The sequence below is a fragment of the Chitinibacter sp. SCUT-21 genome (genome assembly GCA_041874755.1).
Classification (GTDB): Bacteria; Pseudomonadota; Gammaproteobacteria; order Burkholderiales; family Chitinibacteraceae; genus Chitinibacter.
In genome coordinates this window covers 1,667,819-1,689,300 of record CP102611.1, presented here as the reverse complement: position 1 = coordinate 1,689,300, position 21,482 = coordinate 1,667,819, and the positions used below count along the sequence as shown (strand labels likewise).

25 protein-coding genes and 1 pseudogene are annotated in these 21,482 nt (G+C 50.1%); 13 read left to right on the top strand and 13 right to left on the bottom strand.

Annotated features, from left to right (window positions below):
* Positions 1-98 precede the first annotated feature (98 nt).
* The gene (locus tag NT239_07845) at positions 99-1,352 is read right to left on the bottom strand and encodes a D-amino acid dehydrogenase (GenBank protein ID XGA72720.1); all 1,254 of its coding nucleotides are present in this window, start codon (positions 1,350-1,352) and stop codon (positions 99-101) included.
* 252 nt (positions 1,353-1,604) lie between these two features.
* On the opposite strand from NT239_07845, the gene NT239_07840 reads away from it, so the two are divergent.
* Together NT239_07840 and NT239_07835 are read left to right on the top strand one after the other, a co-directional pair.
* Positions 1,605-2,081 carry a molybdopterin-dependent oxidoreductase gene (locus NT239_07840; protein XGA72719.1) on the top strand — a complete coding sequence of 159 codons (477 nt, stop codon included), beginning with the start codon at positions 1,605-1,607 and terminating at the stop codon, positions 2,079-2,081.
* Positions 2,082-2,084: 3 nt separating this feature from the next.
* Positions 2,085-4,199, top strand: coding sequence for an ATP-binding protein (locus NT239_07835; GenBank protein ID XGA72718.1), 2,115 nt, complete (start codon positions 2,085-2,087; stop codon positions 4,197-4,199).
* Between the two features lie 52 nt (positions 4,200-4,251).
* Here NT239_07835 and NT239_07830 read toward each other — a convergent pair whose 3' ends face one another.
* The 3 genes from NT239_07830 to NT239_07820 all read right to left on the bottom strand — a co-directional run bounded on the left by NT239_07830 (position 4,252) and on the right by NT239_07820 (position 6,400).
* Positions 4,252-4,983: a peptidylprolyl isomerase gene (locus NT239_07830; GenBank protein XGA72717.1), complete on the bottom strand. Its 732-nt coding sequence runs from the start codon at positions 4,981-4,983 to the stop codon at positions 4,252-4,254.
* Positions 4,984-5,071: 88 nt separating this feature from the next.
* On the bottom strand, positions 5,072-5,806 hold the full coding sequence (locus tag NT239_07825) for an FprA family A-type flavoprotein (GenBank protein XGA72716.1): 735 nt from the start codon (positions 5,804-5,806) through the stop codon (positions 5,072-5,074).
* A 6-nt stretch (positions 5,807-5,812) separates the two neighbouring features.
* Positions 5,813-6,400: a hypothetical protein gene (locus tag NT239_07820; protein ID XGA72715.1), complete on the bottom strand. Its 588-nt coding sequence runs from the start codon at positions 6,398-6,400 to the stop codon at positions 5,813-5,815.
* Positions 6,401-6,493: 93 nt separating this feature from the next.
* Here NT239_07820 and NT239_07815 point away from each other — a divergent pair, with 93 nt between their 5' ends.
* Positions 6,494-7,036 carry an NAD(P)H-dependent oxidoreductase gene (locus NT239_07815; GenBank protein XGA72714.1) on the top strand — a complete coding sequence of 181 codons (543 nt, stop codon included), beginning with the start codon at positions 6,494-6,496 and terminating at the stop codon, positions 7,034-7,036.
* Positions 7,037-7,039: 3 nt separating this feature from the next.
* On the opposite strand, the gene NT239_07810 is transcribed toward NT239_07815, so the two are convergent.
* Positions 7,040-8,584 (bottom strand): mechanosensitive ion channel family protein, encoded by a 1,545-nt coding sequence (locus NT239_07810; protein XGA72713.1) that lies wholly within the window; start codon positions 8,582-8,584, stop codon positions 7,040-7,042.
* A gap of 378 nt (positions 8,585-8,962) precedes the next feature.
* Between NT239_07810 and moaA the strand changes: the two genes are divergently transcribed.
* The 7 genes and pseudogenes from moaA to moaC all read left to right on the top strand — a co-directional run bounded on the left by moaA (position 8,963) and on the right by moaC (position 13,607).
* Positions 8,963-9,946, top strand: a complete 984-nt coding sequence (gene moaA, locus NT239_07805; protein XGA72712.1) for a GTP 3',8-cyclase MoaA — start codon at positions 8,963-8,965, stop codon at positions 9,944-9,946.
* A 77-nt stretch (positions 9,947-10,023) separates the two neighbouring features.
* Positions 10,024-10,533 carry a molybdopterin-guanine dinucleotide biosynthesis protein B gene (gene mobB / locus NT239_07800; GenBank protein XGA72711.1) on the top strand — a complete coding sequence of 170 codons (510 nt, stop codon included), beginning with the start codon at positions 10,024-10,026 and terminating at the stop codon, positions 10,531-10,533.
* Positions 10,533-11,753, top strand: coding sequence for a molybdopterin molybdotransferase MoeA (locus tag NT239_07795; protein XGA72710.1), 1,221 nt, complete (start codon positions 10,533-10,535; stop codon positions 11,751-11,753). Before mobB ends, NT239_07795 begins: the two co-directional genes overlap by 1 nt.
* A gap of 36 nt (positions 11,754-11,789) precedes the next feature.
* On the top strand, positions 11,790-12,035 hold the full coding sequence (moaD, locus tag NT239_07790; protein ID XGA72709.1) for a molybdopterin converting factor subunit 1: 246 nt from the start codon (positions 11,790-11,792) through the stop codon (positions 12,033-12,035).
* A 1-nt stretch (position 12,036) separates the two neighbouring features.
* Positions 12,037-12,498 (top strand): molybdopterin synthase catalytic subunit MoaE, encoded by a 462-nt coding sequence (gene moaE / locus NT239_07785; GenBank protein XGA72708.1) that lies wholly within the window; start codon positions 12,037-12,039, stop codon positions 12,496-12,498.
* 2 nt (positions 12,499-12,500) lie between these two features.
* Positions 12,501-13,052, top strand: a pseudogene (gene mobA / locus NT239_07780) (molybdenum cofactor guanylyltransferase).
* 45 nt (positions 13,053-13,097) lie between these two features.
* Complete coding sequence (gene moaC, locus NT239_07775) at positions 13,098-13,607, top strand: cyclic pyranopterin monophosphate synthase MoaC (protein ID XGA72787.1); 510 nt, start codon at positions 13,098-13,100, stop codon at positions 13,605-13,607.
* Positions 13,608-13,668: 61 nt separating this feature from the next.
* Here moaC and NT239_07770 read toward each other — a convergent pair whose 3' ends face one another.
* On the bottom strand, positions 13,669-14,055 hold the full coding sequence (locus tag NT239_07770) for a SirB2 family protein (protein XGA72707.1): 387 nt from the start codon (positions 14,053-14,055) through the stop codon (positions 13,669-13,671).
* A 133-nt stretch (positions 14,056-14,188) separates the two neighbouring features.
* On the opposite strand from NT239_07770, the gene NT239_07765 reads away from it, so the two are divergent.
* Genes NT239_07765 through NT239_07755 form a run of 3 tightly spaced genes read left to right on the top strand, consistent with a single transcriptional unit; the run spans position 14,189 to position 16,292 of the window.
* A complete protein-coding gene (locus NT239_07765) occupies positions 14,189-14,971 on the top strand; it encodes an rRNA pseudouridine synthase (GenBank protein XGA72706.1) in 783 nt (260 codons plus the stop codon).
* A 12-nt stretch (positions 14,972-14,983) separates the two neighbouring features.
* Positions 14,984-15,547: a cold shock domain-containing protein gene (locus NT239_07760; protein XGA72705.1), complete on the top strand. Its 564-nt coding sequence runs from the start codon at positions 14,984-14,986 to the stop codon at positions 15,545-15,547.
* Between the two features lies 1 nt (position 15,548).
* Positions 15,549-16,292, top strand: a complete 744-nt coding sequence (locus tag NT239_07755; GenBank protein ID XGA72704.1) for a TlyA family RNA methyltransferase — start codon at positions 15,549-15,551, stop codon at positions 16,290-16,292.
* 224 nt (positions 16,293-16,516) lie between these two features.
* Here the strand turns inward: NT239_07755 and NT239_07750 are convergent, their stop codons facing one another.
* The 7 genes from NT239_07750 to NT239_07720 are packed head-to-tail and all read right to left on the bottom strand — an operon-like array spanning position 16,517 to position 21,432.
* Entirely contained in the window at positions 16,517-17,425 is a 909-nt protein-coding gene (locus tag NT239_07750) for a pseudouridine synthase (GenBank protein ID XGA72703.1), read from the bottom strand.
* Between the two features lie 46 nt (positions 17,426-17,471).
* Positions 17,472-19,355, bottom strand: a complete 1,884-nt coding sequence (locus tag NT239_07745) for a Wzy polymerase domain-containing protein (protein ID XGA72702.1) — start codon at positions 19,353-19,355, stop codon at positions 17,472-17,474.
* The gene (tatC, locus tag NT239_07740) at positions 19,294-20,034 is read right to left on the bottom strand and encodes a twin-arginine translocase subunit TatC (protein ID XGA72701.1); all 741 of its coding nucleotides are present in this window, start codon (positions 20,032-20,034) and stop codon (positions 19,294-19,296) included. Before tatC ends, NT239_07745 begins: the two co-directional genes overlap by 62 nt.
* 17 nt (positions 20,035-20,051) lie before the next feature.
* Entirely contained in the window at positions 20,052-20,501 is a 450-nt protein-coding gene (gene tatB, locus NT239_07735; GenBank protein XGA72700.1) for a Sec-independent protein translocase protein TatB, read from the bottom strand.
* A gap of 3 nt (positions 20,502-20,504) precedes the next feature.
* Positions 20,505-20,708 (bottom strand): Sec-independent protein translocase subunit TatA, encoded by a 204-nt coding sequence (gene tatA, locus NT239_07730; protein ID XGA72699.1) that lies wholly within the window; start codon positions 20,706-20,708, stop codon positions 20,505-20,507.
* A gap of 59 nt (positions 20,709-20,767) precedes the next feature.
* Positions 20,768-21,094: a histidine triad nucleotide-binding protein gene (locus NT239_07725; GenBank protein XGA72698.1), complete on the bottom strand. Its 327-nt coding sequence runs from the start codon at positions 21,092-21,094 to the stop codon at positions 20,768-20,770.
* A gap of 11 nt (positions 21,095-21,105) precedes the next feature.
* On the bottom strand, positions 21,106-21,432 hold the full coding sequence (locus NT239_07720; GenBank protein XGA72697.1) for a phosphoribosyl-ATP diphosphatase: 327 nt from the start codon (positions 21,430-21,432) through the stop codon (positions 21,106-21,108).
* Between the last annotated feature and the right edge of the window lie 50 nt (positions 21,433-21,482).

Below are 21,482 nucleotides of genomic sequence, written 5' to 3'. Positions count from 1 at the left end.
AGGCAAACGCCTGCTTCCGCGATCTGTAAGTATATCCTAAGGCGTCCTGGGGGCAACCCCAACAATGTCACAATTGGGAATAATGCACAGAATGCGCGCTAAGCATATCGAGCTAAGCTGAGCTGTTCGGTTGGAATCTCGGGACGTTGCCCGCTGATAAGGTCGGCGAGTACTTTCGCTGAGCCACAGGCCATGGTCCACCCGAGCGTGCCATGTCCTGTGTTGAGCCATAAATTCCCGATCGAAGTTGCACCAATTAGCGGGGTGCCGTCAGGTGTCATGGGTCGTAATCCCGCCCATGGTTGGGCCTGAGTTAAATCCCCTGCCTGCGGAAACAAGGATTGGGCCACCATTTTGAGGGTCGCAATCCGGCGAGGATTAATGTTTTTGTTGTACCCCGCCAATTCGGCCATACCCCCAACCCGTAGTCGCTGATCAAAGCGAGTGAGTGCAATCTTGTAGGTTTCATCCATGACCGTCGAGCACGGTGCGGCGTTGACATTGGTGAGGGGTACCGTAATCGAATAGCCTTTAACTGGGTAGACGGGTAAATCTAGACCAAGTTGCTGGGCTAGTTGACGAGACGCGCAGCCCGCCGCAATGACTACAGCATCGGCCTGCAGTGTTTCGCCCGCGACTAGGACTTCATGTATGCGCCCTTTTTGCGTTCTCAAATTGAGTGCACTGCTTGCGAAGCGGAAAACGGCACCTTCGCTGGCGGCGAGTTGGGCCAATTGTTGGGTAAAGAGTTGGCAGTCGCCAGTTTCATCGTTGGGCAGTCGCAGTGCACCCACTAATTGGTCTGCAATATGCGCAAGGGCTGGTTCGGCTTCAATGATACCGTTGCGATCAAGTAACTGATGGGCTACCCCCATTTGGGCTAGTAACTCTGCATCTCTACGGCCATTTTCTAGTTGCTTGGCCTGGCGGAAAATCTGTAGGGTGCCAAGTGTGCGGCCTTCATACTGAATCTGGGTTTGTTCGCGTAAAAGTTTGAGTTGATCACGGCTATATTCTGCCAGGGGGACCATACGGTTTTTATTGCGTTGGTACGCATCAAGCGTGCAGTTGGCGAGCATTTTAGCTAGCCATTGCCACTGAAAAGCATCGCTTTGCGGATGAATGCGCAGTGGGCTGTGATCTTGCAATAACCATTTCATCGCTTTAAGCGGAATGCCAGGCGCAGCCCACGGCGCAGCATAACCGGGCGAGATTTGCCCGGCATTGGCATAGCTGGTTTCTTGTGCTGCAGCGCGGTGTTGCTCCAAGACAGTGACTTGGTGGCCGGCGCGCTGTAAGTAAAAGGCGCTGGTGACCCCGATGACGCCGGCTCCAATAACAATAACACGCATAATCTGTAATCCTTAAACGGCTCAGTACAGCATAGCGTGCTAGCTGAGTGCCCGCGATGCGGGTAAACCAGTATGGTGGGTATGCTTTGCTATCCATTTATTAATTTGGTTTTTCACGATATACCCATGGTTCTATGTCTGCCGCTTGGCCAGTTGCTGAAAAATTAATTACATATAATCTATTCCTTGGCCTGCTGTTATTTCTCTATACTGTCGAAAGTAGTTTTCATTTTGATTTTCAAAGGAAAAGAGATGCTACGAGCAATCTTTCTGGCAGTGGCTTTATTGTGTGGTACGAGCATATATGCCGCAGAAAAAGATAACGACAAAGTCATTTTGCTGGTGACCGGACAAGTGAAGCAGCCGCAAGCATTGAGTTTGAAAGAGTTGGACAAGCTGCCACAAAAGAAAAAAACGGTGAAAACCCCTTGGTACGAGACTGCGCAAACTTTCGAAGGCCCCTTATTACGTGATGTGATTAAGTTAGCCGGCGGAAAAGGGCGAGTGATGAAATTACAAGCACTTAATGATTACAAAATTGAGGTGCCTGTGAGCGATATCGAGCGATACGACGTTATTTTAGCTAGTCGTCTGAACGGAAAAACGATGTCGGTGCGTGAAAAAGGCCCCTTGTTTGTGATGTATCCCTTTGATACGCAGCCAGAGCTGAGAAAAACCGATTATTTTAGTCGCTGCGCTTGGCAGCTAAAGCAGATTACCTTGGAGTAAACAATGAGCCAGCGTTTTTTGCTCATTGTGTTGGCGATTGGCACGGTATTGCTGCTGAACTTTGGTCTAATTTTTCATTTCGAACAGCAGCAAAAAGCCGAATTAAGTCGCCAAGCCGAGCAAGGCATGGACAATCAACTATGGCAATTTTTTCAATTGACCAGCGAGTACCAACGTCTGCGGCAGGTGGTCACCGATAAAGATCTCGATGAACTGCAATTGCGGCTCGATATTTTTTACAGCCGAATTGTCGGCATCGAGCAAGGTTCGACAAAAAGCTTATTCAATGAACAAAGCCAGCGGAATCGTTTGCTGAACCCTTTGTTGAAGATGATTGATGACGCCGATCTGGCGATTAAGGATAAAAAGCCAAGCGCCATTAATTGGACAAAGCTACAAACCGATGTTGCAAAGCATCAAAACCATGTTGATGAGTTGGCGCAAGTGGCGCGTGAGCAGTACGCGAAGCATAACGATATCCAAAAAGAGCGCCTGACTCGCTTAGGCTATTTCCGCGTTGCTTTGTCGGTTTTGCAAATGGTGTTGTTGCTATTGTCTGCTGCATTGGGGTTATGGGTCTTTTGGCAACGAGAAAAGCAAAGGCGTGCGCTGGTTGAACTTAATGCATCCTTAATTGAGGCGAGGCAAGCTGCGGATGAGGCCAATGCGACGAAGAGTCGATTTCTGGCGCATATTAGCCACGAAATTCGTACGCCCTTAACGTCTATCTTGGGCTATACCGAACGCTTACGGCAAAACTTGCACTTGAGCGAGCAACAGAAAATCTATCTGAGTCATATTGCGCATTCTGGCCAGCATCTACTCAGTTTGCTGAAGCATGTACTGGATTTATCAAAGTCAGAGAGTGGCAAATTAGAACTATTGCTTGAGCCTTTAAGTTTGCCGCAATTGAAGCTTGAGCTCGAGAGTATGTTTGCCCTGATGGCGCAGGAAAAGTCTTTGCGCTTCGAGATCGAATTGGCCGAGCATTTGCCTGAGTTGATTGAAATTGACGCCGGTAAAGTGCGACAAATTTTGATTAATTTGCTTGGCAATAGCATGAAGTTTACTGAGCAAGGCTATGTCAAATTAAGCCTCTATGGCTCCGCTGACGAATCTACTTTTGAACTAAGCGCCCTAGTGAGTGATAGTGGGTGTGGAATTGCCGAGCATGAGTTGGCGAGTTTGTTTTCCCCATTTGAGCAAACTGAAAGTGGTAAACAAATTGGTGGCACTGGCCTAGGCTTGGCGCTTAGCCGTGATTTCGCTCGTTTAATGGGGGGGGATGTTGTCGCTCAAAGCCAGCAAGGGAGTGGTAGCGAGTTTTTGGTCACCTTAAAGGCGAGAGTTTTGGAGCAAGTCGTTCAAGCGAACGTTGAGCAAATTGTGCCACATAGACGTTCCGCGCAAGGGGAGACCATTCTGATAGTCGAAGATCAGGCGGTAAATCGTGATTTGTTGTGTGAAATTTTAGAAGATGTCGGGGCCAAGACCTTGGCGGTCGAGGATGGATTTGCTGCGATCGCTATGTTGGAGAGCACGCCAGGGATAGGGCAAATTTTGATGGATTATCATATGCCGGGCATGGATGGTTTAGACACGACCGCCATCTTGCGGCAAAAAGGCTATGCTGGACCAATCTACTTGATCTCGGCATCTCCTGAATATGAGCTGCGTAAGCACCCACATTTTGAACTTATTGATGGCTATTTGAGTAAGCCGTATCAATCACAAGATTTGTTTGAGTTACTGGGTTTTAATGCCGCTCAGACCATTCAAGTTCCGCCCCAGTCTTGCGACGCTGACTTGCCAATCGTTGAGCGTGCTCAGGCACAAGCTCGATTGGGTTTTAGTGATGAGCGTTTCCTCGCGTTGGCAGAGAAAGGTTTGGCGCGCCTAAAAAATCTCGAGCAAGATTTTGGGGTAGCAATTAAAGCGGCGGAGCTCGATACGGCCTCGCGTCATGCCCACAGTGCGAAAGGCGTTGCAGCACAACTGGGTTTAATTGCCGTCGCGCAACAATGGGCTTTATTGGAAGCCAACCCCTTAGCAACTCAGCCGAGCTTGATAGAAATTGCGCAACTGCTTGATCGAAGTTGGCGCGAGCTAGGTAAGTAGTAATAAAAAAACCGAGCATACCGCTCGGTTTTTTTATTCGCAGAGCTATAGCTTAGGCCATTGCAGGTAGCGTGTAGCCTTCAATTTTGGCATCAGCTACTAATTTAGCGAGGTAGTCGTGCATCATTTTACGACCAGCCATATCTGTTAGGAAGGCTTGCAGACGCTCTTTCACTTCTTCATAGCTGACTTTATCGCCGTTGCTGCGCTCATTGACTTGAATAATGTGGTAACCAAATTGGGTTTCTACCAAGGTCGGCGTGATTTGGCCAGCTTCTGTGCTAAATACCGCAGCTTCAAACTCTGGCACCATTTGACCGCGACCAAATTGACCTAGGCTGCCACCTTGTTTGCCAGATGGGCAAGTTGAGTGCTCGCTCGCCAACGCAGCGAAACGTTCAGGATTAGCTTGAACTTCAGCCAAAACACCTTCCGCTTTTGATTTAGCCAGGCTAGCGGCTAGGCCTTCACCCAATGGGAACAAAATGTGGCTAGCAACAGCCATTTCTCCACGGGTAAAGCTGGCAGGATTGTCGTTGTAGAAAGCTTGGCAAGCCGCTTCGTCGGCTTCTTCAACTTGCACTTCTTGTTGCAGCAAAGTGCCTATCGCTTCTTCTGGGCTTTCCGCTGTGATGCCAACCGCAGCGGCTTTTTGTTGCAACAATTCACGCAGGATTAACTCCTGGATTGCGGCGTCACGTGCGCTAGGCGCTTCGCTGTGGTTGCCTTGTTCGGCTGCGATTTGTGCTTCGGTGATTTCAACGCCGTTTACGATAATGGCCATGAGTTTTTTCCTGTTGAGCTAAGAAAAACGCCGCATTCCCGCGGCGTTAGAAGGGTTATTCCAGATTATGGGGCCTTTTTTTTTAAAATCAACAGATCCCGACATGTAATTCGTCAAGCCAGTCGATAAAGCGTTTCACGTCAGCGCCACGATAAATCGATCCATGTTGCGGGCATAACAATTCGATGTCGAGCTGTCGCACCCGATTGATCCAGTTTTTCTTAGCAGTATTAGAGCCTAACCAGCGTTTATGAAACCCTTCCGCAAAACGAATATGAGAATCGAAGTCCTCTACGAATAATTTATCATCACCTGGCGGTAAAAGAGCGGCGCCAATATCACCAGTAAATAGTAATTTACAGGCAGGGTCATAAATATGGAAATTGCCGGACGAATGCAGGTAATGAGCTGGGACGATTTGTAGCTTGTCTTGACCGATACTTAACTCGCCACCTTCATCGGGAATAGAAACTAAGGTATCTGCACCACAGCCAAAGTGTGGAATAAAACCGCCCCACAACCCTGACACATGGCATCTTATCTCGGGATTAAAATCATTCCATAAGCCTAGAGATGAAATTACATCCGGATCTTGATGGGTCGAAAAGATCCGTTTGACGGTTCTCGGATCAATCACTTCGGAAAGTGCCGCGAAAACCGCCGGAAACACCTCCGCGCCACCTGGGTCACACAGTAGGCTGTCCTGGCCTGTGGTAACGACATATTCATTGGTGTCTATTAAGTAATTAGGACGAGCGGGATCACGCGAAATGGCATACCAGCGATGTTCACCAGCACTTGCAATCAATTGGGCTTTTTTCATAATGGCTCAATTTAACCTATGGGTAATTCGTTGCAGGGAGTCGAGTCGAGGCAAAATGGCTTCGATCTTTTGGGCAAATGTCTCGGAAAGCTCAGCCAAAACACTGCGCATTTGTCCGCTATAGGCCGACTCAATGCGAGCTGCTCGCGCCAGAACCAATCCAAAGGTGCAGGCACGGTTGGCATCGGTGAGGCATTCATCAAAACGGCTAGACGGCACTAAATTGGCAAGGCGATTTTGTGCTTGTTGCATCGCTGGTTCTAAGATTGCGCGGATATGATCTGAGTAGCTCGACGCATCGGCAAGGCGTAATAAGCGCCGTTCGGCTTGTAGCCGTTGCGTGGCTGCGGCGAGCAGCTCTTGCGTGAGTTCGCTTAAATGTTGCATTGCCGTTTGCAATTCAATACTGAGTAAGCGTAACTCGCTGGAAATGACACCAAAGCCTCGCGCCGATTCACCGGCTTTTTTGGCCAACAAAATAGCGTTAAGCCCCATCAGATTGATCTCAAAGCAATTGCGTATAACCACTTTTACTTCTTCGTGAATCAAGACCGATTGGCGTAAGGCAATCACTCCACTCACTGCATCTGACATAAGCCAACCTCTTATCCGTTAATCTTCCTCGTTATAGAAGGTAAATCCATACCGCCGCAACCATACTGAAGGGGTATATTTCTAAGGGCGTGCATGATGAGAAATCTAGTTATTTTTTCGCACCCGCATTTGGCCATGTCGCAAACGCACCGTGTTTTGATCGATGCAATTGCAGAGTTGGCTCAGGTGAAAATCCATCACTTAGAAGCGATGTATCCGGACGCTTGTATTGACGTGTTAGCAGAACAACAGGCTTGCCAAAAAGCAGAGCGAATTGTTTGGCAATTTCCCTTGTATTGGCATAGCTGCCCCGCAATGCTCAAACGCTGGCAAGATGAAGTTTTTGCGCCCGGATGGGCATTTGGCGCGAAGGAAGCCTTGGCAGGTAAAAGCTTGCAGTTGGTGGTGAGTACCGCTTCGCGTGGCGCTGTTTATGATGGGGCGTCGACGATCTCTACAGAGGCTTTGTGGTACCCAATGCGATTAACCGCCGAAGCTTTGGGCTTGGTTTGGCATGTGCCGCTGGTGCTGCATGATGTGGAGCACTTGCCTCAATCACCGTTCGATGCGGATCACCAAACTGCGATTGAGGCATTTGCATTGCAATACAAAACATTGCTCAGTAGTACATCGTGAAAATTATGATGTATAAGGTATGTCGTCCGCTTTAGCCGGAGCTGGGTACCAGTTTTCGGCCTGAATAACTTTTGCTTCTGCTGGGTCGGCAATATAGTGTGGCGACATAATTTGTACGCCATATGTGTTGAATACGTCTTGAATCTTCGCGTGCAATTCGCTCATGATTTCCAGTCTGCGTCGTGGTTCGTCAACTGCAATCCGAAGAAAATACTCAACATAATAGTCAGACAAAGCCGTTTGATATACCACGGGGCGTGGAATGCTGCGCACGCCTTGCGTCTGCTCTGCAGCTTCAATCAGCATAGCCTCAACTTGTCGCCAGGGGGTGTCATAACCAATCGTGACGCCAACTTGGGTAATGACTCCGCCCCCTGCCGCCAAACGCGAGAAGTTCTTGACACTTTGACCGACTAGTACTGAATTAGGGATGCTAATTTCTTCACGTAAATTAGTGTGAATCTTTGTGGCAAACAAACCAATTTGAACGACAGTACCTTCGGTTTCACCGATTTGCACGTATTCACCTTGCTTGAGCGATTTGGCATAAATCAGGATCAAACCCGAGGCAAATTGTCCGACCACACTAGAGGCGCCTAGTGAAACCATCAAACCCACCATGACGGATAGCCCCTTAAATGCTTCAGTATTGGCACCTGGTAGATAAGGGTAAATCATCGCAATGGCGAGTAGCCAAACTAAAAACGACATGATTTTTCGTGTGGTACTGGCTGTTTCCCGATCAAACCAGCTTAAATGCAGCTCCCCTCGCTCGATGCGGCCAAATACAAAATGCAGAAAACGAGAGGTGTAGCGCGCGCAAATAATGATAAAAATAATGACGAGTAAGCCTGGGATGGCATTGAGTACCCCTTGGCCAAACTCGCTGAGAAAAGTAAAAATCGAGTCATTTAACCGTTCGCTCCACGCGCGGGTAAACGGAAATAAACCAAATACTAAACTTGTCCACGTGTATAAGAAAATGAGGCCTAGCATCATGGTGAGGGCATTAATAACCCAGCGCAGCATGCGATTTAATAATGAAAAACTCACGCCGGTCGTATTTTTTGCCAGACGCGCAATCGGTCGGCTGATATAACGTCGACCCGCTTTCAACAAAAAGACACGTGATTTCGATAGTGCATAAATTAACGCGGCAAAAATTACCGAAGCCAGCGCGGCATAGGCGGCTGAATGGATCAGCCTTTTCGGGTCGCGTAGTTCACGGCTTTCCAACACGAGCATACGCAACTGGTGTTTTGCTTTATTGGCCGTCGATTCGAGTGTGTCGCCCGCGAGTGAGTTAACATCACCTTGCAGCACCAAAAAAGCCTGTTGGCCATCGATGGTGATACTGATGCCTGGTTCTGGCGTGTTCACGAGCGTGCTATCTACCTTGCCTTCGCTTAATTCAGCCAGTAAACGCTTGATGCGTTGTTCTGCGCCGAGCGCTCGATCTTCTGGGGTATAGGTGAAGATTTTGCTGCGAAAAACAAATACTTCACGATTATTGATGGTGGCGGCATACCCTTCATCGGACTCCTTCACGGGAGCTGATTCAGCGGCGCAGGCGATGCAAGTGCTTATCGCAAGCAGTAAGGCTGCGAAAAAATGCAAGCAGCGGTTTTTCATATTGATGGCCCAAAAACAAAACAATTGACGCAAGCATAAACAATGACAGCATTTGCTGCTAGCCTTGTCCTTTGGTTGATTGTAATTAAAGTCATTGGTTATTATTTTATTGCTTCAATTTTACTGTAATCTTTATTCTGAAATATTATGCGCTGCTTAGGGCTAAAGTGAGCTAATGACGCGATTCATACGGGCAATGCAATAGTTTATTGCTCTGAATGGGTATGTTGCCGACATCATCAATCCGGCATACTCAACTAATGATTTAAGGTAGGTGTCTTTACGGGAGGGGCAATGCTGCAAGATCGTTTTGGGCGAACCATTGATTATTTGCGCGTGTCGGTGACAGATCGGTGTGATCTGCGCTGTAGCTACTGCCTGCCTGCGCGATTTAAAGGTTTTGAAGAGCCCAAAGACTGGCTCACCTTTGATGAAATCACTCGCTTAGTTGGCGCATTTACTCGGCTTGGTGTGCGTCGAGTCCGCTTAACCGGCGGTGAGCCTTTGCTGCGCCGTAATTTGCCTGAATTGGCCGGCCGTTTAAGCGCTTTAGGCTTGGACGATTTGGCGCTGTCGACCAATGCCACGCAATTGGCCAAGCACGCACAGGCGTTAAAAGATGCCGGTGTTACCCGCGTCAATGTGAGCCTTGATAGTCTAGATCGCCAGTGCGTCAGCCAAATTACCGGTAGCGATTCCTTCGATCAAGTGATGGCCGGCTTGCAAGCGGCTAACCGTGTTGGCCTTGCGCCGATTAAGCTTAATATGGTCGCGATGCGTGGCGTGAACGACGCCGAAATCGATACCATGGCCGAGTTTGCGTTTGAGCACGGCTATATCTTGCGCATGATCGAAGCGATGCCGATGGGCGACACTGGCCGCAACGCGCAGTTTTTAGATTTAGGCCCAATTCGCGATCGATTGATTGAGCGCTACGGCCTTGAACCCGAAGTAATCGAATTGGGCGGTGGCCCGGCGCGCTATTGGAAGACGCCGCATGAGATTAATGGACGCAAAGGGCGGATTGGTTTTATCACGCCAATGTCGCAACACTTTTGCGCCACGTGCAATCGGGTTCGTCTTACCGTCGATGGCACTTTGTATATGTGCTTGGGGCAGGAAAGCGCGTTTGAGTTTCGCCCGCTATTGCGTGGTGGCGCGAGCGACGCAGAGCTAGAGGCGGCGATTTTGCACGCGATTGAGCTTAAACCGGAGCGTCACGAGTTTGTGGAGCAACCAGCCAAGCTGATTCGCTTTATGTCACAAACCGGTGGTTAAATTACCCATCCCCATGGGTATGTCACAGCAAATCATATTAGTATTGAGCTACCAAGCAATACGCCGATAGGTATTTTATGTCGCACGTTCTCGCGATTGCCGGTTTTTCCGGTAGTGGCAAAACCACCTTGATTACCGCTTTGCTACCGGAATTGGCCAAACTGGGTTGGCGGGTGAATGTGATTAAGCACTCGCACCATGATTTAGAATTCGAGCCGCCGCACAAAGATTCGGCGCGCTTTCGCGCAGCGGGCGCGGGCGAAGTGATGGTCGTCTCGCCCTACCGTTGGGCCTTATTTCATGAATTGGCGCAACCAGAAATGCCAAGCCTGCATGATCAAATAACGCGATTCGCTCCCGCTGATTTGGTGTTGGTCGAAGGGTTTAAGCGCGAGCCAATTCCAAAAATCGAAGTGTGGCGCGCTGCCAATGGCAAACCGAATTTATTCACCGACGATCCACATGTGATTGCGATCGCCACCGTGGGCGAAGAGATTGAATGCTCACTTCCAAAATTGAATTTAAATGAGCCCAGCGCTGTGGCGCGGTTTATTGTTGATTACTTTAGCCAACAGGAATCCCTGTGATGTTAGATTTTGATACCGCCTTGGCGCAATTACTGGCGCAGGCGCAGGCCCCTAGCCAGATCGAGTATGTGGCCCTAGCTGGCGCGCTGCAGCGCGTGTTAGCCCAAGATATTGTTTCCGAATTAAATGTGCCGAGTTTTGATAATAGTGCAATGGATGGGTATGCCATTCATGTGCCAGATTTTAATTGCCCGTCAGAGCAATACCCCATAGTGCAACGCATCGCGGCTGGTGAAATTGGCGCAGAACTCGCCGCGGGCCAAGCCGCCCGTATTTTTACCGGCGCACCGATTCCAGCGGGTGCCAATATGGTGGTGATGCAAGAGCAAGCCAGCGTGGTCGATGGCCAGTTGATCGTGAATACGGCGGCTAAAGCTGGTGCGAATATTCGTCGTGTCGGTGAAGACATTGCGCAAGGCGCGGTGATTTTGGCGCGCGGCCAGCGTTTAACGCCAGCGATGATCGGTTTAGCCGCCTCGGTGGGCGTGGCTAAATTGCCGGTTTTTGCGCCGATCCGTGTGGCTTTGCTCAGTACCGGAGACGAATTGGTCGAGCCCGGCCAGCCTTTGCAAGCGGGGCAGATTTATAACTCAAACCGCTATGTCTTGATCAATGCTTTGCAAGCTCTAGGTTGCGTGGTGAGAGATTTGGGCATCGTGCCTGATGATAGAGCGCAAACCATCGCCGCCTTGCAAAAGGCCGCTGCCGAACATGATATTTTAATCACTTCTGGCGGGGTATCGGTCGGTGAAGAAGATCATGTAAAGGCTGCAGTTGAATACCTAGGTCAACTCAATCTTTGGAAAATCGCCATCAAGCCCGGTAAGCCTTTTGCCTACGGCAAAATACATACAACAGACTCCTACGGCAAAATCATGGGTTGTGACTTTATCGGCCTGCCGGGTAACCCCGTTTCGGCCTACGCCACATTCCTGATGTTGGTGCGGCCGTTTATTTTGGCCCGCCAAGGCGTGCAGCAAACCAGCGTGCCACGCTTGCCGCTAGTTGCTGATTTTGACTGGAAAAAGGCCGGAGATCGCCGCGAATTCTTGCGCGTTCGCCTCAATGCTGCTGGTCAGTTGGAGCTGTTTGCCAAACAAGGCTCGGGCGTTTTGACGTCGATGGTGTGGGGCGATGGTTTCGTGGATTTACCCGCGGGAGAGACGATTAGCCGTGGCCAGACGGTCAGCTATATTCCGTTTACGGCTTTCAGTAGTTAGACATAAATTTTGGCCAGTTTCATAGGAATTTAAAGCATGACCTTGCTCTATTTTGCGCGCTTGCGCGATGTATTTGGTACGGCAGAAGAACAACTGCCAGATGGCCCGCAGACGGTACGCGAACTGATTGCACAATTGATCGCACGTGGCGGTGTGTGGGCCCAAGAATTGGGCGGTGAGCGCGTGTTTCGTGTGGCGGTTAATCAGGACATGGCGCAGCTCGACGATGTGATTCCGGCCGGTGCTGAAGTGGCGATTTTCCCGCCGGTTACAGGGGGCTAAGATGCATCCCGATAAAATCGTCGTGCAAGAGGCTGATTTTGACGTCAACAGTGAATACCAACGCCTTGCGGGAGATGCTAGCTTGGGCGCGGTGGTGATGTTTGTCGGCCGCGTGCGAGATTTAAACCCTAGCCATGATCAATTGGCGAGTTTGCATCTAGAACATTATCCCGCGATGACCGAAAAAGCCTTGCGGCAAATCGTGGCCCAAGCGCACCAACGCTGGGATTTGAACGCCGTGACCCTCATTCATCGGGTAGGTAGCATGGGGCCGGCTGAGCAGATTGTGTTGGTTTTAACCGCTAGCGCACATCGGGTTTCAGCGTACGAAGCAAACGCGTATATTATGGATTACTTAAAAACGAAAGCGCCGTTTTGGAAGAAGGAAGTCAGCGCCACGCAATCGATTTGGGTGGAGGCCAAGCAGACTGACCAAGCGGCTCAGCAACGCTGGGAAATTTAAGCATGACATTGGACGCAGTGGTACTGGCAGGTGGCGAAGCGCGCCGAATGAACGGGCGCGACAAAGGGCTGATTGAGTTATCGGGCAGACCCATGGTCGCTTGGGTGCTTGAGGCGTTGAATAAGCAAACCATTCCTGTCGACCATGTGCTGATTTCGGCCAACCGCAATTTGCCCGATTACGCCGCTTTTGGCCACGCGGTGTTGCGTGATGCCTACCCCAATCAATTAGGGCCAATGGCTGGAATTCATGCCGCAATGATGGCTAGCCCTGCTGATTGGATGCTGGTGCTGCCTTGTGACGTGCCATTTTTGCCGAATGATCTATTGCTGCAATTTCGTGCCGCGCTGAACGCTTCAGGCGCGCCAGCCGTCGTGGCGCGCACCGCAGATGGGCAAATGCATTGGTCGATTTGCATGATTAATCGTACCGTCTTGCCTTCACTCGTCGAGTGCTTATCGAAAGGCGAAACTAAATTAGGGCAATGGCTGCAGAGCTTGAATGCGGTGCATGTCACTTTTGCCGAAGGACATTTTAAAAATTTGAATACGCCAGAAGATTTAGCCCAACTTGCCAATCGGCTGTCAGGTGTGGAAGCTATTCCGGTAGCGGGTGAGTTGACGCATTTTAATGCGCAAGGGCAAGCGCATATGGTCAACGTCGGCGATAAAGCCGAAACCAAACGCATTGCAACCGCGCAAGGCGATATCCGCATGCTGCCTGACACGCTACGCTTGATTGAAGAAGGTAGCCACAAAAAGGGTGATGTGCTCGGTATCGCCCGCATCGCCGCTATCATGGCCGCCAAAAAAACCAGCGATTTGATTCCGCTGTGCCATCCATTGCCATTAACGGCGGTGAATGTTGAATTCACTATCGATCGCGTCAAATCAACCGTGCGCTGCGCGGTGACGTGCGAGACCTTTGGTCGTACCGGTATCGAAATGGAAGCGCTGACCGCGGTGCAAGTTGGCCTGCTAACGATTTACGATATGTGCAAAGCCGTTGATAAAGGCATGGTGATGACCGATGTGCGGCTGATCGAAAAAATCGGCGGCAAGTCGGGGCATTGGACGACTGGAGCGATATCGACTTTGCCCTTGGTTTAACATCGATCTAAAAGTGAATAAAAAGGCTGCAATCGCAGCCTTTTTATTTGTTAGCACACAATTAAGCCAGCCATGGCATCGGATTACGCGTCAGTGCCACTGACAAAATATACACAAAAGTCGCCAAGGCACCAGCAAGGGCTATTGTGCGAACTTTTAGTGTTTTTCCGCGTTTAATCGCGATTGTACCCAGCACGATATACAGCAGCAGCGCGCCAATTTTGGCAGCAATCCACGGTGAATTACCCGGGCTTTGTTGGCTAATGACTGCAAGGTAAATTGCAGAAGCAAGCAGACCGGTATCGATGATATGCGGGGCAATTTTGCAGATTTTATGCTGCAGCCAGGCCGATTGTTTGAGCATCAATACGCCACGGAAAAGAAAAAATGCACCTGACAGCAGTGCAAGCGTCATATGTAAATGGCGAAGAGCGAGGTAGTGTTCCACTGTGTATTCCTAATTGGTGAGTGCGTAGCTCAGACTTAGCCAACCGCGTGAAAGTTCGCTAGTCAGAAAACAAGTTCTATCTGCGCCATTAAACCAGTAAAATGGCAGATTGGGCTTTTAACGTAGAAAAATCATGGACGATCATCAACAAGCGGGTCAACACGATCAACCCGCTAGCGAGCTAGAGCCGCTGCGCCTGTCAAAACGCCTTGCCCAATTGGGCCTGTGCTCGCGCCGTGAAGCCGATGAATACATTGCCAAAGGTTGGGTGCGGGTCGATGGCGAGGTGGTGAATGTGTTGGGCAGTAAAGTGCTGCCAACGCAAACCGTGGAGCTCGACCCGATTGCCAAACAAATCCAAGACAATCGCGTCACCATTTTGATCAACAAGCCCGTTGGTTATGTTTCGGGCCAAGCCGAAGATGGCTACGAGCCGGCCGTGGTGCTGGTGCAGCCTGAAAACCATTGGGAAGGTGATACCAGCGGGATTCGTTTCTCTCCGGTGCATTTCCAAGGCCTTGCACCCGCTGGGCGTCTCGATATTGATTCGGTCGGTTTGCTGGTGTTGACGCAAGACGGCGTCGTGGCCAAAACGCTGATCGGCGAGAATTCGCAAGTGGAAAAAGAATATCTGGTGCGCGTATCCGGTCATTTGAAGGCGGATGGTTTGCGCCTGCTGAATCACGGCCTGTCGCTCGATGGCGAAGCGCTCAAACCCGCCCGCGTGTGGTGGCAAAATAAAGACCAGCTGCGCTTTATTTTACGCGAAGGTAAAAAACGCCAAATCCGCCGGATGTGCGAGCTGGTTGGCTTGCAAGTGGTGGGCTTGCAGCGCATCCGTATTGGTCGCGTGCTACTGGGCGAATTGCCACGCGGGCAGTGGCGTTATTTGCGTGCGGATGAATCATTTATTTAATTTTTGAGTTCAATGTTTATGGCAATGCAGGGGAAGGTCATCAAGTGGAACGATGACAGAGGATTTGGCTTTGTGCAGCAAAATGGGCAAGCAGCTGAAATATTTGCTCATATATCTGAGTTCTCCCCTCGAGGAGTGCGCCCAGCCATAGGTGATATTGTCACTTTTGATGTCAAAGTCAGTGATGCAAAAGGGCCGAAAGCCACTTCAATTCGGTTTGTTGGCGATAAAGGGTTTGAGCGTGGTGCGGCTCGGAAACGAACGCCTAAATCCGCGGGGAAATCTAATTTGCTAAGTAGCTTGTTGACTTTTGCTTTGCTGATCGGCGGAGGCGTTTTTATCTACCAAGCTGTGTGGCCGGGGATGAGCCAGGAAAAAGCTAGATCTGTTGATCAAGCAAATGGCTTAATTTCAAATGCAGCCACATCACAACAATTTACTTGTGGAAATAAATCACATTGCTCAGAAATGGTGAGTTGTGAAGAGGCAGTGTTTTATTTAAACAATTGTCCCGGCACGATCATGGACGGCGATGGTGATGGTAAACCTTGCGAAGATCAGTTGTGTGGTCACTAAGATGATTCGTGCAGATTTATTTCTCGTAGAGCAAGGCTTTGCCAGTTCGCGCACCCAAGCGCAGACGATGATTGCAGCGGGGCGGGTGTTTGCTGATGGTAAGATCGTTAGCAAGGCCGCGTTAAAGTTAGATGCCTTGGCTGAAATTACGATTACGCCCGATGAAGTTGATCGCTATGTTTCACGTGGGGGCTTGAAGTTGGCTGGCGCTTTGGCGAGTGCCAACTTAGCTGTAACTGGGATGCTGGCGCTCGATGTGGGTATTTCCACCGGAGGCTTCACTGATTGCCTGCTGCAAGCTGGGGCACGCAAAGTGATCGGTGTTGAAGTGGGGCACGATCAGCTGCATCCGCGCTTGCTGGCCGATCCGCGCGTGACGCAGTTTGAAGGTGTCAACGCACGGCATTTAAGCCCAGAGGTGATTGCACCAGCACAAGATGCACCGCTGGATTTGGTTGTGGGCGATGTGTCGTTTATTTCGCTGACCTTAGTTTTGCCTGCGCTGCGTTCGGTATTGCCAGTCGGCGGTTTATTGCTGTTTTTGGTGAAGCCGCAGTTTGAGTTGGGCCCACAAGCCTTGGCCCGTGGCGGGATCGTGCGCGATGAGGCCTTGTATCCGCAGGTGGAAGAAAAAATCCGCGTCGCTGCGGCGAGCGCTGGTTTTGCAGTGCTGGATTACTTTGCGAGCCCAATTGCGGGCGGTGATGGTAATCGCGAGTTTTTTATCTATGCTCGTGCGCTTTAATACCCTGCTTGGTATATTTCTGCAAAGCTTTAATCGACTGTCCTGTAATTAAATACCTCGGTTTAACGGGCAAAAAAAAGCCCGCCGATCTGGGCGGGCCTAACTCTCTTGGTGTGGAATGCGTGTTCAAGGCGTATTCCATATGAATCATTCTACGGCTCGGCTCTATTCGAGTCTTTGTAGTATTTCGGCATTCCCGAGTGTAAATTTACCAAACGATAAATTTAATGTGGCCAGCTTAACACTCGTTTTGATGTGAAAACCCGTTCTTGCTGGGTGAATGGATCAATGAACTTCAGCTCCCGCGCCAGTAATTGCAGTGGTTTACTAAAATCATCACCCTTATCATCTAGCACCACTGGATACCATGGATCATTCAAAATCGGGATCTGCAAAGCGGCCAAATGCGCGCGTAGCTGGTGCTTTTTGCCGGTATGCGGTTCGAGCTGGTAATGAGCCCAGTCACCACGGTGCTCCAATAAACTGATTTTGGTTTCGCTATTGGGTTCGCCCTCAACCTCAGACATCGAAAAAAACTTACCTGATTCATGTGCTAGGCGCGAGCGGTGTACCAAGGGCAGCGCCAGATCCGCGCGATACGGGGCAATGGCTTCATAGGTTTTTTGCACATTGCGGCTCTCGAACAGCTGCTGGTATGCGCTGCGGCTGTTTTTATCGATGCATAACATCATCACGCCAGCCGTTTCTCGATCTAAGCGGTGTACTGGCGCGATATCTTGTATGCCCAGTAGCATGCGTAAACGCACTAAGACTGTTTCTTTAACAAAGCGCCCGGCAGGAATGGCCGACAGAAAGTGCGGTTTATCGACCACCACAATGCGCTCGTCACGATATAACACGTCCAACTCAAACGGTACGCGGGTTTCCTCGCGAACGGCACGGTAGTACCACAGATAACGGCCAGGTTGATACTTTGAATCGGCCGGAATTGACTGCCCTTGATCATCGTATATTTCGCCATTTTGCAGTCGCTCGGCCAAGATGCCGGGCTCTAGAAAAGGGAATTTTTCTTCCAAAAATTCCAGCACGGTTTGCCAAGGACCAGGTGTTAAGGCCACGCAGCTGGGAGCTAGGCCATCAATCGGCGGTAGGGGAGGGATCGCTTTTTTCATTGGCTAAATTATCAGATAAAAACAAAGCCCCATCAGGGGCTTGGCTTTATTGTACGGCAGAGGTGCTTGAAGCTGTTGGGGCTTTTTCATCGCTGAGCTGTGGTCGCTTAATTTTAAAGTCGAGCTTGGCATTAAAAAAGTCTCTGGCCTCGTCGACGTCTTTAAGCAATGCGCGAACTTGTGGCTCTTTAAAACTATCGATGGTTTGATAGAAGTAATCAAAGCTCTCAGGATAAGCAAACGCGGCACGGCGAATAAGCTCATGGGCGATTGCTTGATTCCCGCTTAAGGCTTCCATGACGGCTTGATCTGTCATCTGGCCAGGATAGGGGCGAATCGCATTTTGCTTGCGCAAAATGGCCAGCTTCCATTCCATTTCGGTATTGCTCGCAACGATGTAGTTCGATAGCGCGTGTTCAGCGTAATAATCAATCAGCGGATTGCTGCGCATTGCTTCCAAACGGGCGATGCGATCGGCATTTAAAGATTCGGTGCCAGCAGGATCCATGATCGGATAGATTTTGAGATAAATCTGACCACCAATAATCGAAAGAGCCAACGCCACGCCACCCCATAGCGCCCAAGTCATGCGCGCGAAGGTTGCAGGAAGGCCTAGGCGAGCTTCACTTGCGCACATAAAGACTAAGATCAATGCAAACGGGCCGAGGAAATGGAAATACCACAGCGGATATTCAACTAGGCTATGCAGAATTGATACCGTCGCCAAAGCAGCGGCATACACAACCACGGGGTTGCGCCACGCACGCAGTACGTTGAAATAAGCGTAACTAATGCCCGCCAAGATGATGCCGGTGGCAAAAATTCCAGTTTCAGCCAGAAGATTGAGCACAGAGTTGTGCGCATGCGTAAACAACACGCTTTCCGATACGATGGCAAATTCTGGTTTGACCTGCAGTGCATTACTTTGTGCTGCGTAGCTACCCCAGCCTGTGCCCAGCCATGGATGTTGCAGGAAGGTGGTCCATGCTTTTTCCCATTCAACTAGGCGGCGTGAGCCATTGGAGTCGAGTCGATCTAAACCAGTTGGCACCTCATTTTTGGCTTTCAACAATGCTTGTAGCAGCTCATTGACAAAGGGGGCCAAGAATTGCATTGCAATGATCAAGACAGCAGCAATCGTTAAGGCTTTACCAAGCTCGCGCAAAGTTTCTGCGCCACGCCACCAAATCAGTGCGCCAAATGGCAACCACGCCAGCGCATATAAAAGCGGCGAGCGGGAGCCGCAGAACGCCAAAGATAACGCTAGCCAACTTGCCACCGCATAAAACACGCCTTTATGCATTTCGTCTTTCTGGCTCACTAAGTAGGCGGCACTCGCCAAGCCCCAAGCCAGATAGTGGCCATACATATTCTTTTGGCCAATATTGCCAAAAATCAGGCGCGGTCCATCTTGAATCAGCTGCACAATTTGCGGCACAGCTAAGCCCGAGTTGAAAATGGCGCCGGCCAATAAACCCCACGCAAATAAATTAATCAGCTGCTGGGCGCCATAAACGCTAATTGCACGCGCCAACGACCACGCAGCACCGGCGGCGCCTAAAGCATAAATAACGGGGTGCAGTCGTTCGGTGGCATAGCCTTGCGGTAACACTAATGCTTGCAGACCAATCATGGCTGCAAACGCGATCCACATGATTGCAACCCAAGGTGGATTGGCTTTTTCATTTTTATCGCTTGGAACTAAAACCCCTGCCAGCGTAATTAAGACGCAGAAGAAGAAGGCTGCAAGTTCAGATGGGAAAACGGGATTGGGGTCCCAGCGAAACGGAATGCCGCAAGGAACAGCAGCCAATAAAAAGAGCAGCCCTTGGTAAAGGCGAAGTTGAAAAGGCATCATTAAACTCAGTTCAGGATTGTTGCTGCGTTTTGGGTTGGTAAAGCCAAGACGCGACCATGACACCCGCTTCATACAGCAGCCAAAGCGGGATGGCTAAAAGACACTGAGATAATACATCAGGTGGCGTCACAATGGCTGCGATGACGAATGCGCCGACAATGACATAGGAGCGGATCTCGCGCAGTTTGGCGATAGTGACAAAGCCCATCCGCACCATAACGATGACGGCGATCGGCACTTCAAAAGTCACGCCAAAGGCGAGGAACATACCCATCGCAAAATCGAGGTATTCGCCCGAGTCGGGTAGCCATTGCATGCTGGCCGGCACCACTGAGGCGATAAATTTAAACACGACGCCAAATACGAGGAAGTAGGCAAAGCTCATACCCAATAAGAATAGTAGCGTCGAGGCGATCACCAAGGGGGCGACCAGCTTCTTTTCATGCGTGTAAAGACCGGGGGCGACAAAGGCCCAAACTTGATACAGCGTATGCGGTAGCGTTACGACGAAGGCCACCAAGGCGGCAATTTTAATTTGCACCAGAAAAGGCGAGGCAATGCCGATGGTAACGAGCTTTTGGCCCGGCAAAACGCTGGCCAGCGGCGCAACGAGTAAATCGTAGAGCTTGGCCGAGAAGGCAAAGGCAATTAAAAAGCCAACGATAAACACCAGCGCGCCGCGAACTAAGCGGGTGCGCAGCTCGACCAAATGGCTGATCAGGGGTTGCAGGTTATCACTGAGCTCGCTCATGAATGGGTATCTTTTGGTTAACGCCGGTCAGATGAATTAGCGGTGGGAGTTGCGTCGTCCATCCCTGCAAATAAATCGAGCTGTTTATCGTCGACGATTGCTGGACTGCTTGGGGCAGCTGCTGATGTGTTAGCTGTGGTCACGTCGGGTTCGGCGCTGACACGTTGTTGTGTTGTCGCCTGAAAATCTGCTTCCAATTGATTCATCGCCTGCTGGGTTTCGGCGAGTGGCTGATGAATCGTATTTTTAATTTCGGCGGCTTCAGCCTCGATTTCTTGCTGGATTTGTGCCAGTTCGCTGGCTTGCATTTCGCGCTGCAGGTCTACTTTGACATTATTGACAAAACGCTGCAGGCGGCCGAACAGCATGCCGGCTGTTCTGGCCACTTTAGGCATTTTTTCCGGGCCGACCACCACGAGGGTAACTGCACCAATAAGTAATAACTCGCCGATACTAACGTCGAACACGGCTTATTTCTTGTCGTTTTCTGTCACATCGATCACGCGTGGTGTATCGACTTTTTTGGCGGGCTCTTCTTCACCCTTTACTCCGTCTTTAAATCCTTTGATGGCCGAGCCAAGGTCTTTACCCACGCTGCCCAGCTTTTTAGTGCCAAACACCAAAATGATAATGGCCAACACAATCAGCCAGTGCCAAATGCTAAATGTACCCATGATGCGTTCTCTATGAAGGTATATCGATCCAAGCCTTTTTGGACAAGGCCTAGAGCTAATTACTGTTGTGGAGTACCTAGTACGTGCAGATGAAGATGGAACACTTCCTGACCTCCTGCTAAACCCGTATTGATCGCTGTTTTGTACCCCGCTGCCAAGCCTTGTTCGCGTGCCAGCACAGGCGTTAATGCTAACATTTTCCCCAGCAAAGCTTCGTCTTCTTTGGAGGTAGTGAGCATCGATTCAATGTGGCGCTTCGGAATCAGCAAAAAATGCACAGGCGCAGCCGGGCGAATATCGTTGAAAGCGATGACGTCATCATCCTCATAAATTTTGCTGGCAGGAATATCGCCATGGGCGATTTTGCAAAAAATACAGTCGCTCATCTTGGGTATCCTTAAGCTGGTTTACGAGATGCTTTTTCTTCGATGCCAGAAATGCCTTCACGACGCGCTAATTCGGCCAGCACGTCTTCATGGCTAAGGCCTTCGTGCGCCAGCAAGACCAAGGTATGAAACCATAGGTCGGCCACTTCACGGACTAGGTGCAATTTATCGCCATCTTTGGCTGCCATAATCGTTTCCACGGCCTCTTCGCCAACCTTTTTCAAGATCGCTTCTTGCCCTTTGCTGTAAAGCTTGGCCACATACGAGGTGCTGGCGTCCGCATTGCGGCGCTCGGCTAAAGTTTGTGACAAACGCTCTAAAATTTCAGCGGAAATCATATGGTGCTCCAAAAATAACAATCCGATTATATTGCACCTAAATGACAAGT

Excerpts from the sequence above, each read along its gene's own strand:
- NT239_07845 (XGA72720.1), bottom strand. The coding sequence starts at position 1,352 with ATGCGTGTTATTGTTATTGGAGCCGGCGTCATCGGGGTCACCAGCGCC.
- NT239_07840 (XGA72719.1), top strand. The coding sequence starts at position 1,605 with ATGCTACGAGCAATCTTTCTGGCAGTGGCTTTATTGTGTGGTACGAGC.
- NT239_07835 (XGA72718.1), top strand. The coding sequence starts at position 2,085 with ATGAGCCAGCGTTTTTTGCTCATTGTGTTGGCGATTGGCACGGTATTG.
- NT239_07830 (XGA72717.1), bottom strand. The coding sequence starts at position 4,983 with ATGGCCATTATCGTAAACGGCGTTGAAATCACCGAAGCACAAATCGCA.
- NT239_07825 (XGA72716.1), bottom strand. The coding sequence starts at position 5,806 with ATGAAAAAAGCCCAATTGATTGCAAGTGCTGGTGAACATCGCTGGTAT.
- NT239_07820 (XGA72715.1), bottom strand. The coding sequence starts at position 6,400 with ATGTCAGATGCAGTGAGTGGAGTGATTGCCTTACGCCAATCGGTCTTG.
- NT239_07815 (XGA72714.1), top strand. The coding sequence starts at position 6,494 with ATGATGAGAAATCTAGTTATTTTTTCGCACCCGCATTTGGCCATGTCG.
- moaA (XGA72712.1), top strand. The coding sequence starts at position 8,963 with ATGCTGCAAGATCGTTTTGGGCGAACCATTGATTATTTGCGCGTGTCG.
- mobB (XGA72711.1), top strand. The coding sequence starts at position 10,024 with ATGTCGCACGTTCTCGCGATTGCCGGTTTTTCCGGTAGTGGCAAAACC.
- NT239_07795 (XGA72710.1), top strand. The coding sequence starts at position 10,533 with ATGTTAGATTTTGATACCGCCTTGGCGCAATTACTGGCGCAGGCGCAG.
- moaD (XGA72709.1), top strand. The coding sequence starts at position 11,790 with ATGACCTTGCTCTATTTTGCGCGCTTGCGCGATGTATTTGGTACGGCA.
- moaE (XGA72708.1), top strand. The coding sequence starts at position 12,037 with ATGCATCCCGATAAAATCGTCGTGCAAGAGGCTGATTTTGACGTCAAC.
- NT239_07765 (XGA72706.1), top strand. The coding sequence starts at position 14,189 with ATGGACGATCATCAACAAGCGGGTCAACACGATCAACCCGCTAGCGAG.
- NT239_07760 (XGA72705.1), top strand. The coding sequence starts at position 14,984 with ATGTTTATGGCAATGCAGGGGAAGGTCATCAAGTGGAACGATGACAGA.
- NT239_07755 (XGA72704.1), top strand. The coding sequence starts at position 15,549 with ATGATTCGTGCAGATTTATTTCTCGTAGAGCAAGGCTTTGCCAGTTCG.
- NT239_07750 (XGA72703.1), bottom strand. The coding sequence starts at position 17,425 with ATGAAAAAAGCGATCCCTCCCCTACCGCCGATTGATGGCCTAGCTCCC.
- NT239_07745 (XGA72702.1), bottom strand. The coding sequence starts at position 19,355 with ATGAAGCGGGTGTCATGGTCGCGTCTTGGCTTTACCAACCCAAAACGC.
- tatC (XGA72701.1), bottom strand. The coding sequence starts at position 20,034 with ATGAGCGAGCTCAGTGATAACCTGCAACCCCTGATCAGCCATTTGGTC.
- tatA (XGA72699.1), bottom strand. The coding sequence starts at position 20,708 with ATGGGTACATTTAGCATTTGGCACTGGCTGATTGTGTTGGCCATTATC.
- NT239_07725 (XGA72698.1), bottom strand. The coding sequence starts at position 21,094 with ATGAGCGACTGTATTTTTTGCAAAATCGCCCATGGCGATATTCCTGCC.
- NT239_07720 (XGA72697.1), bottom strand. The coding sequence starts at position 21,432 with ATGATTTCCGCTGAAATTTTAGAGCGTTTGTCACAAACTTTAGCCGAG.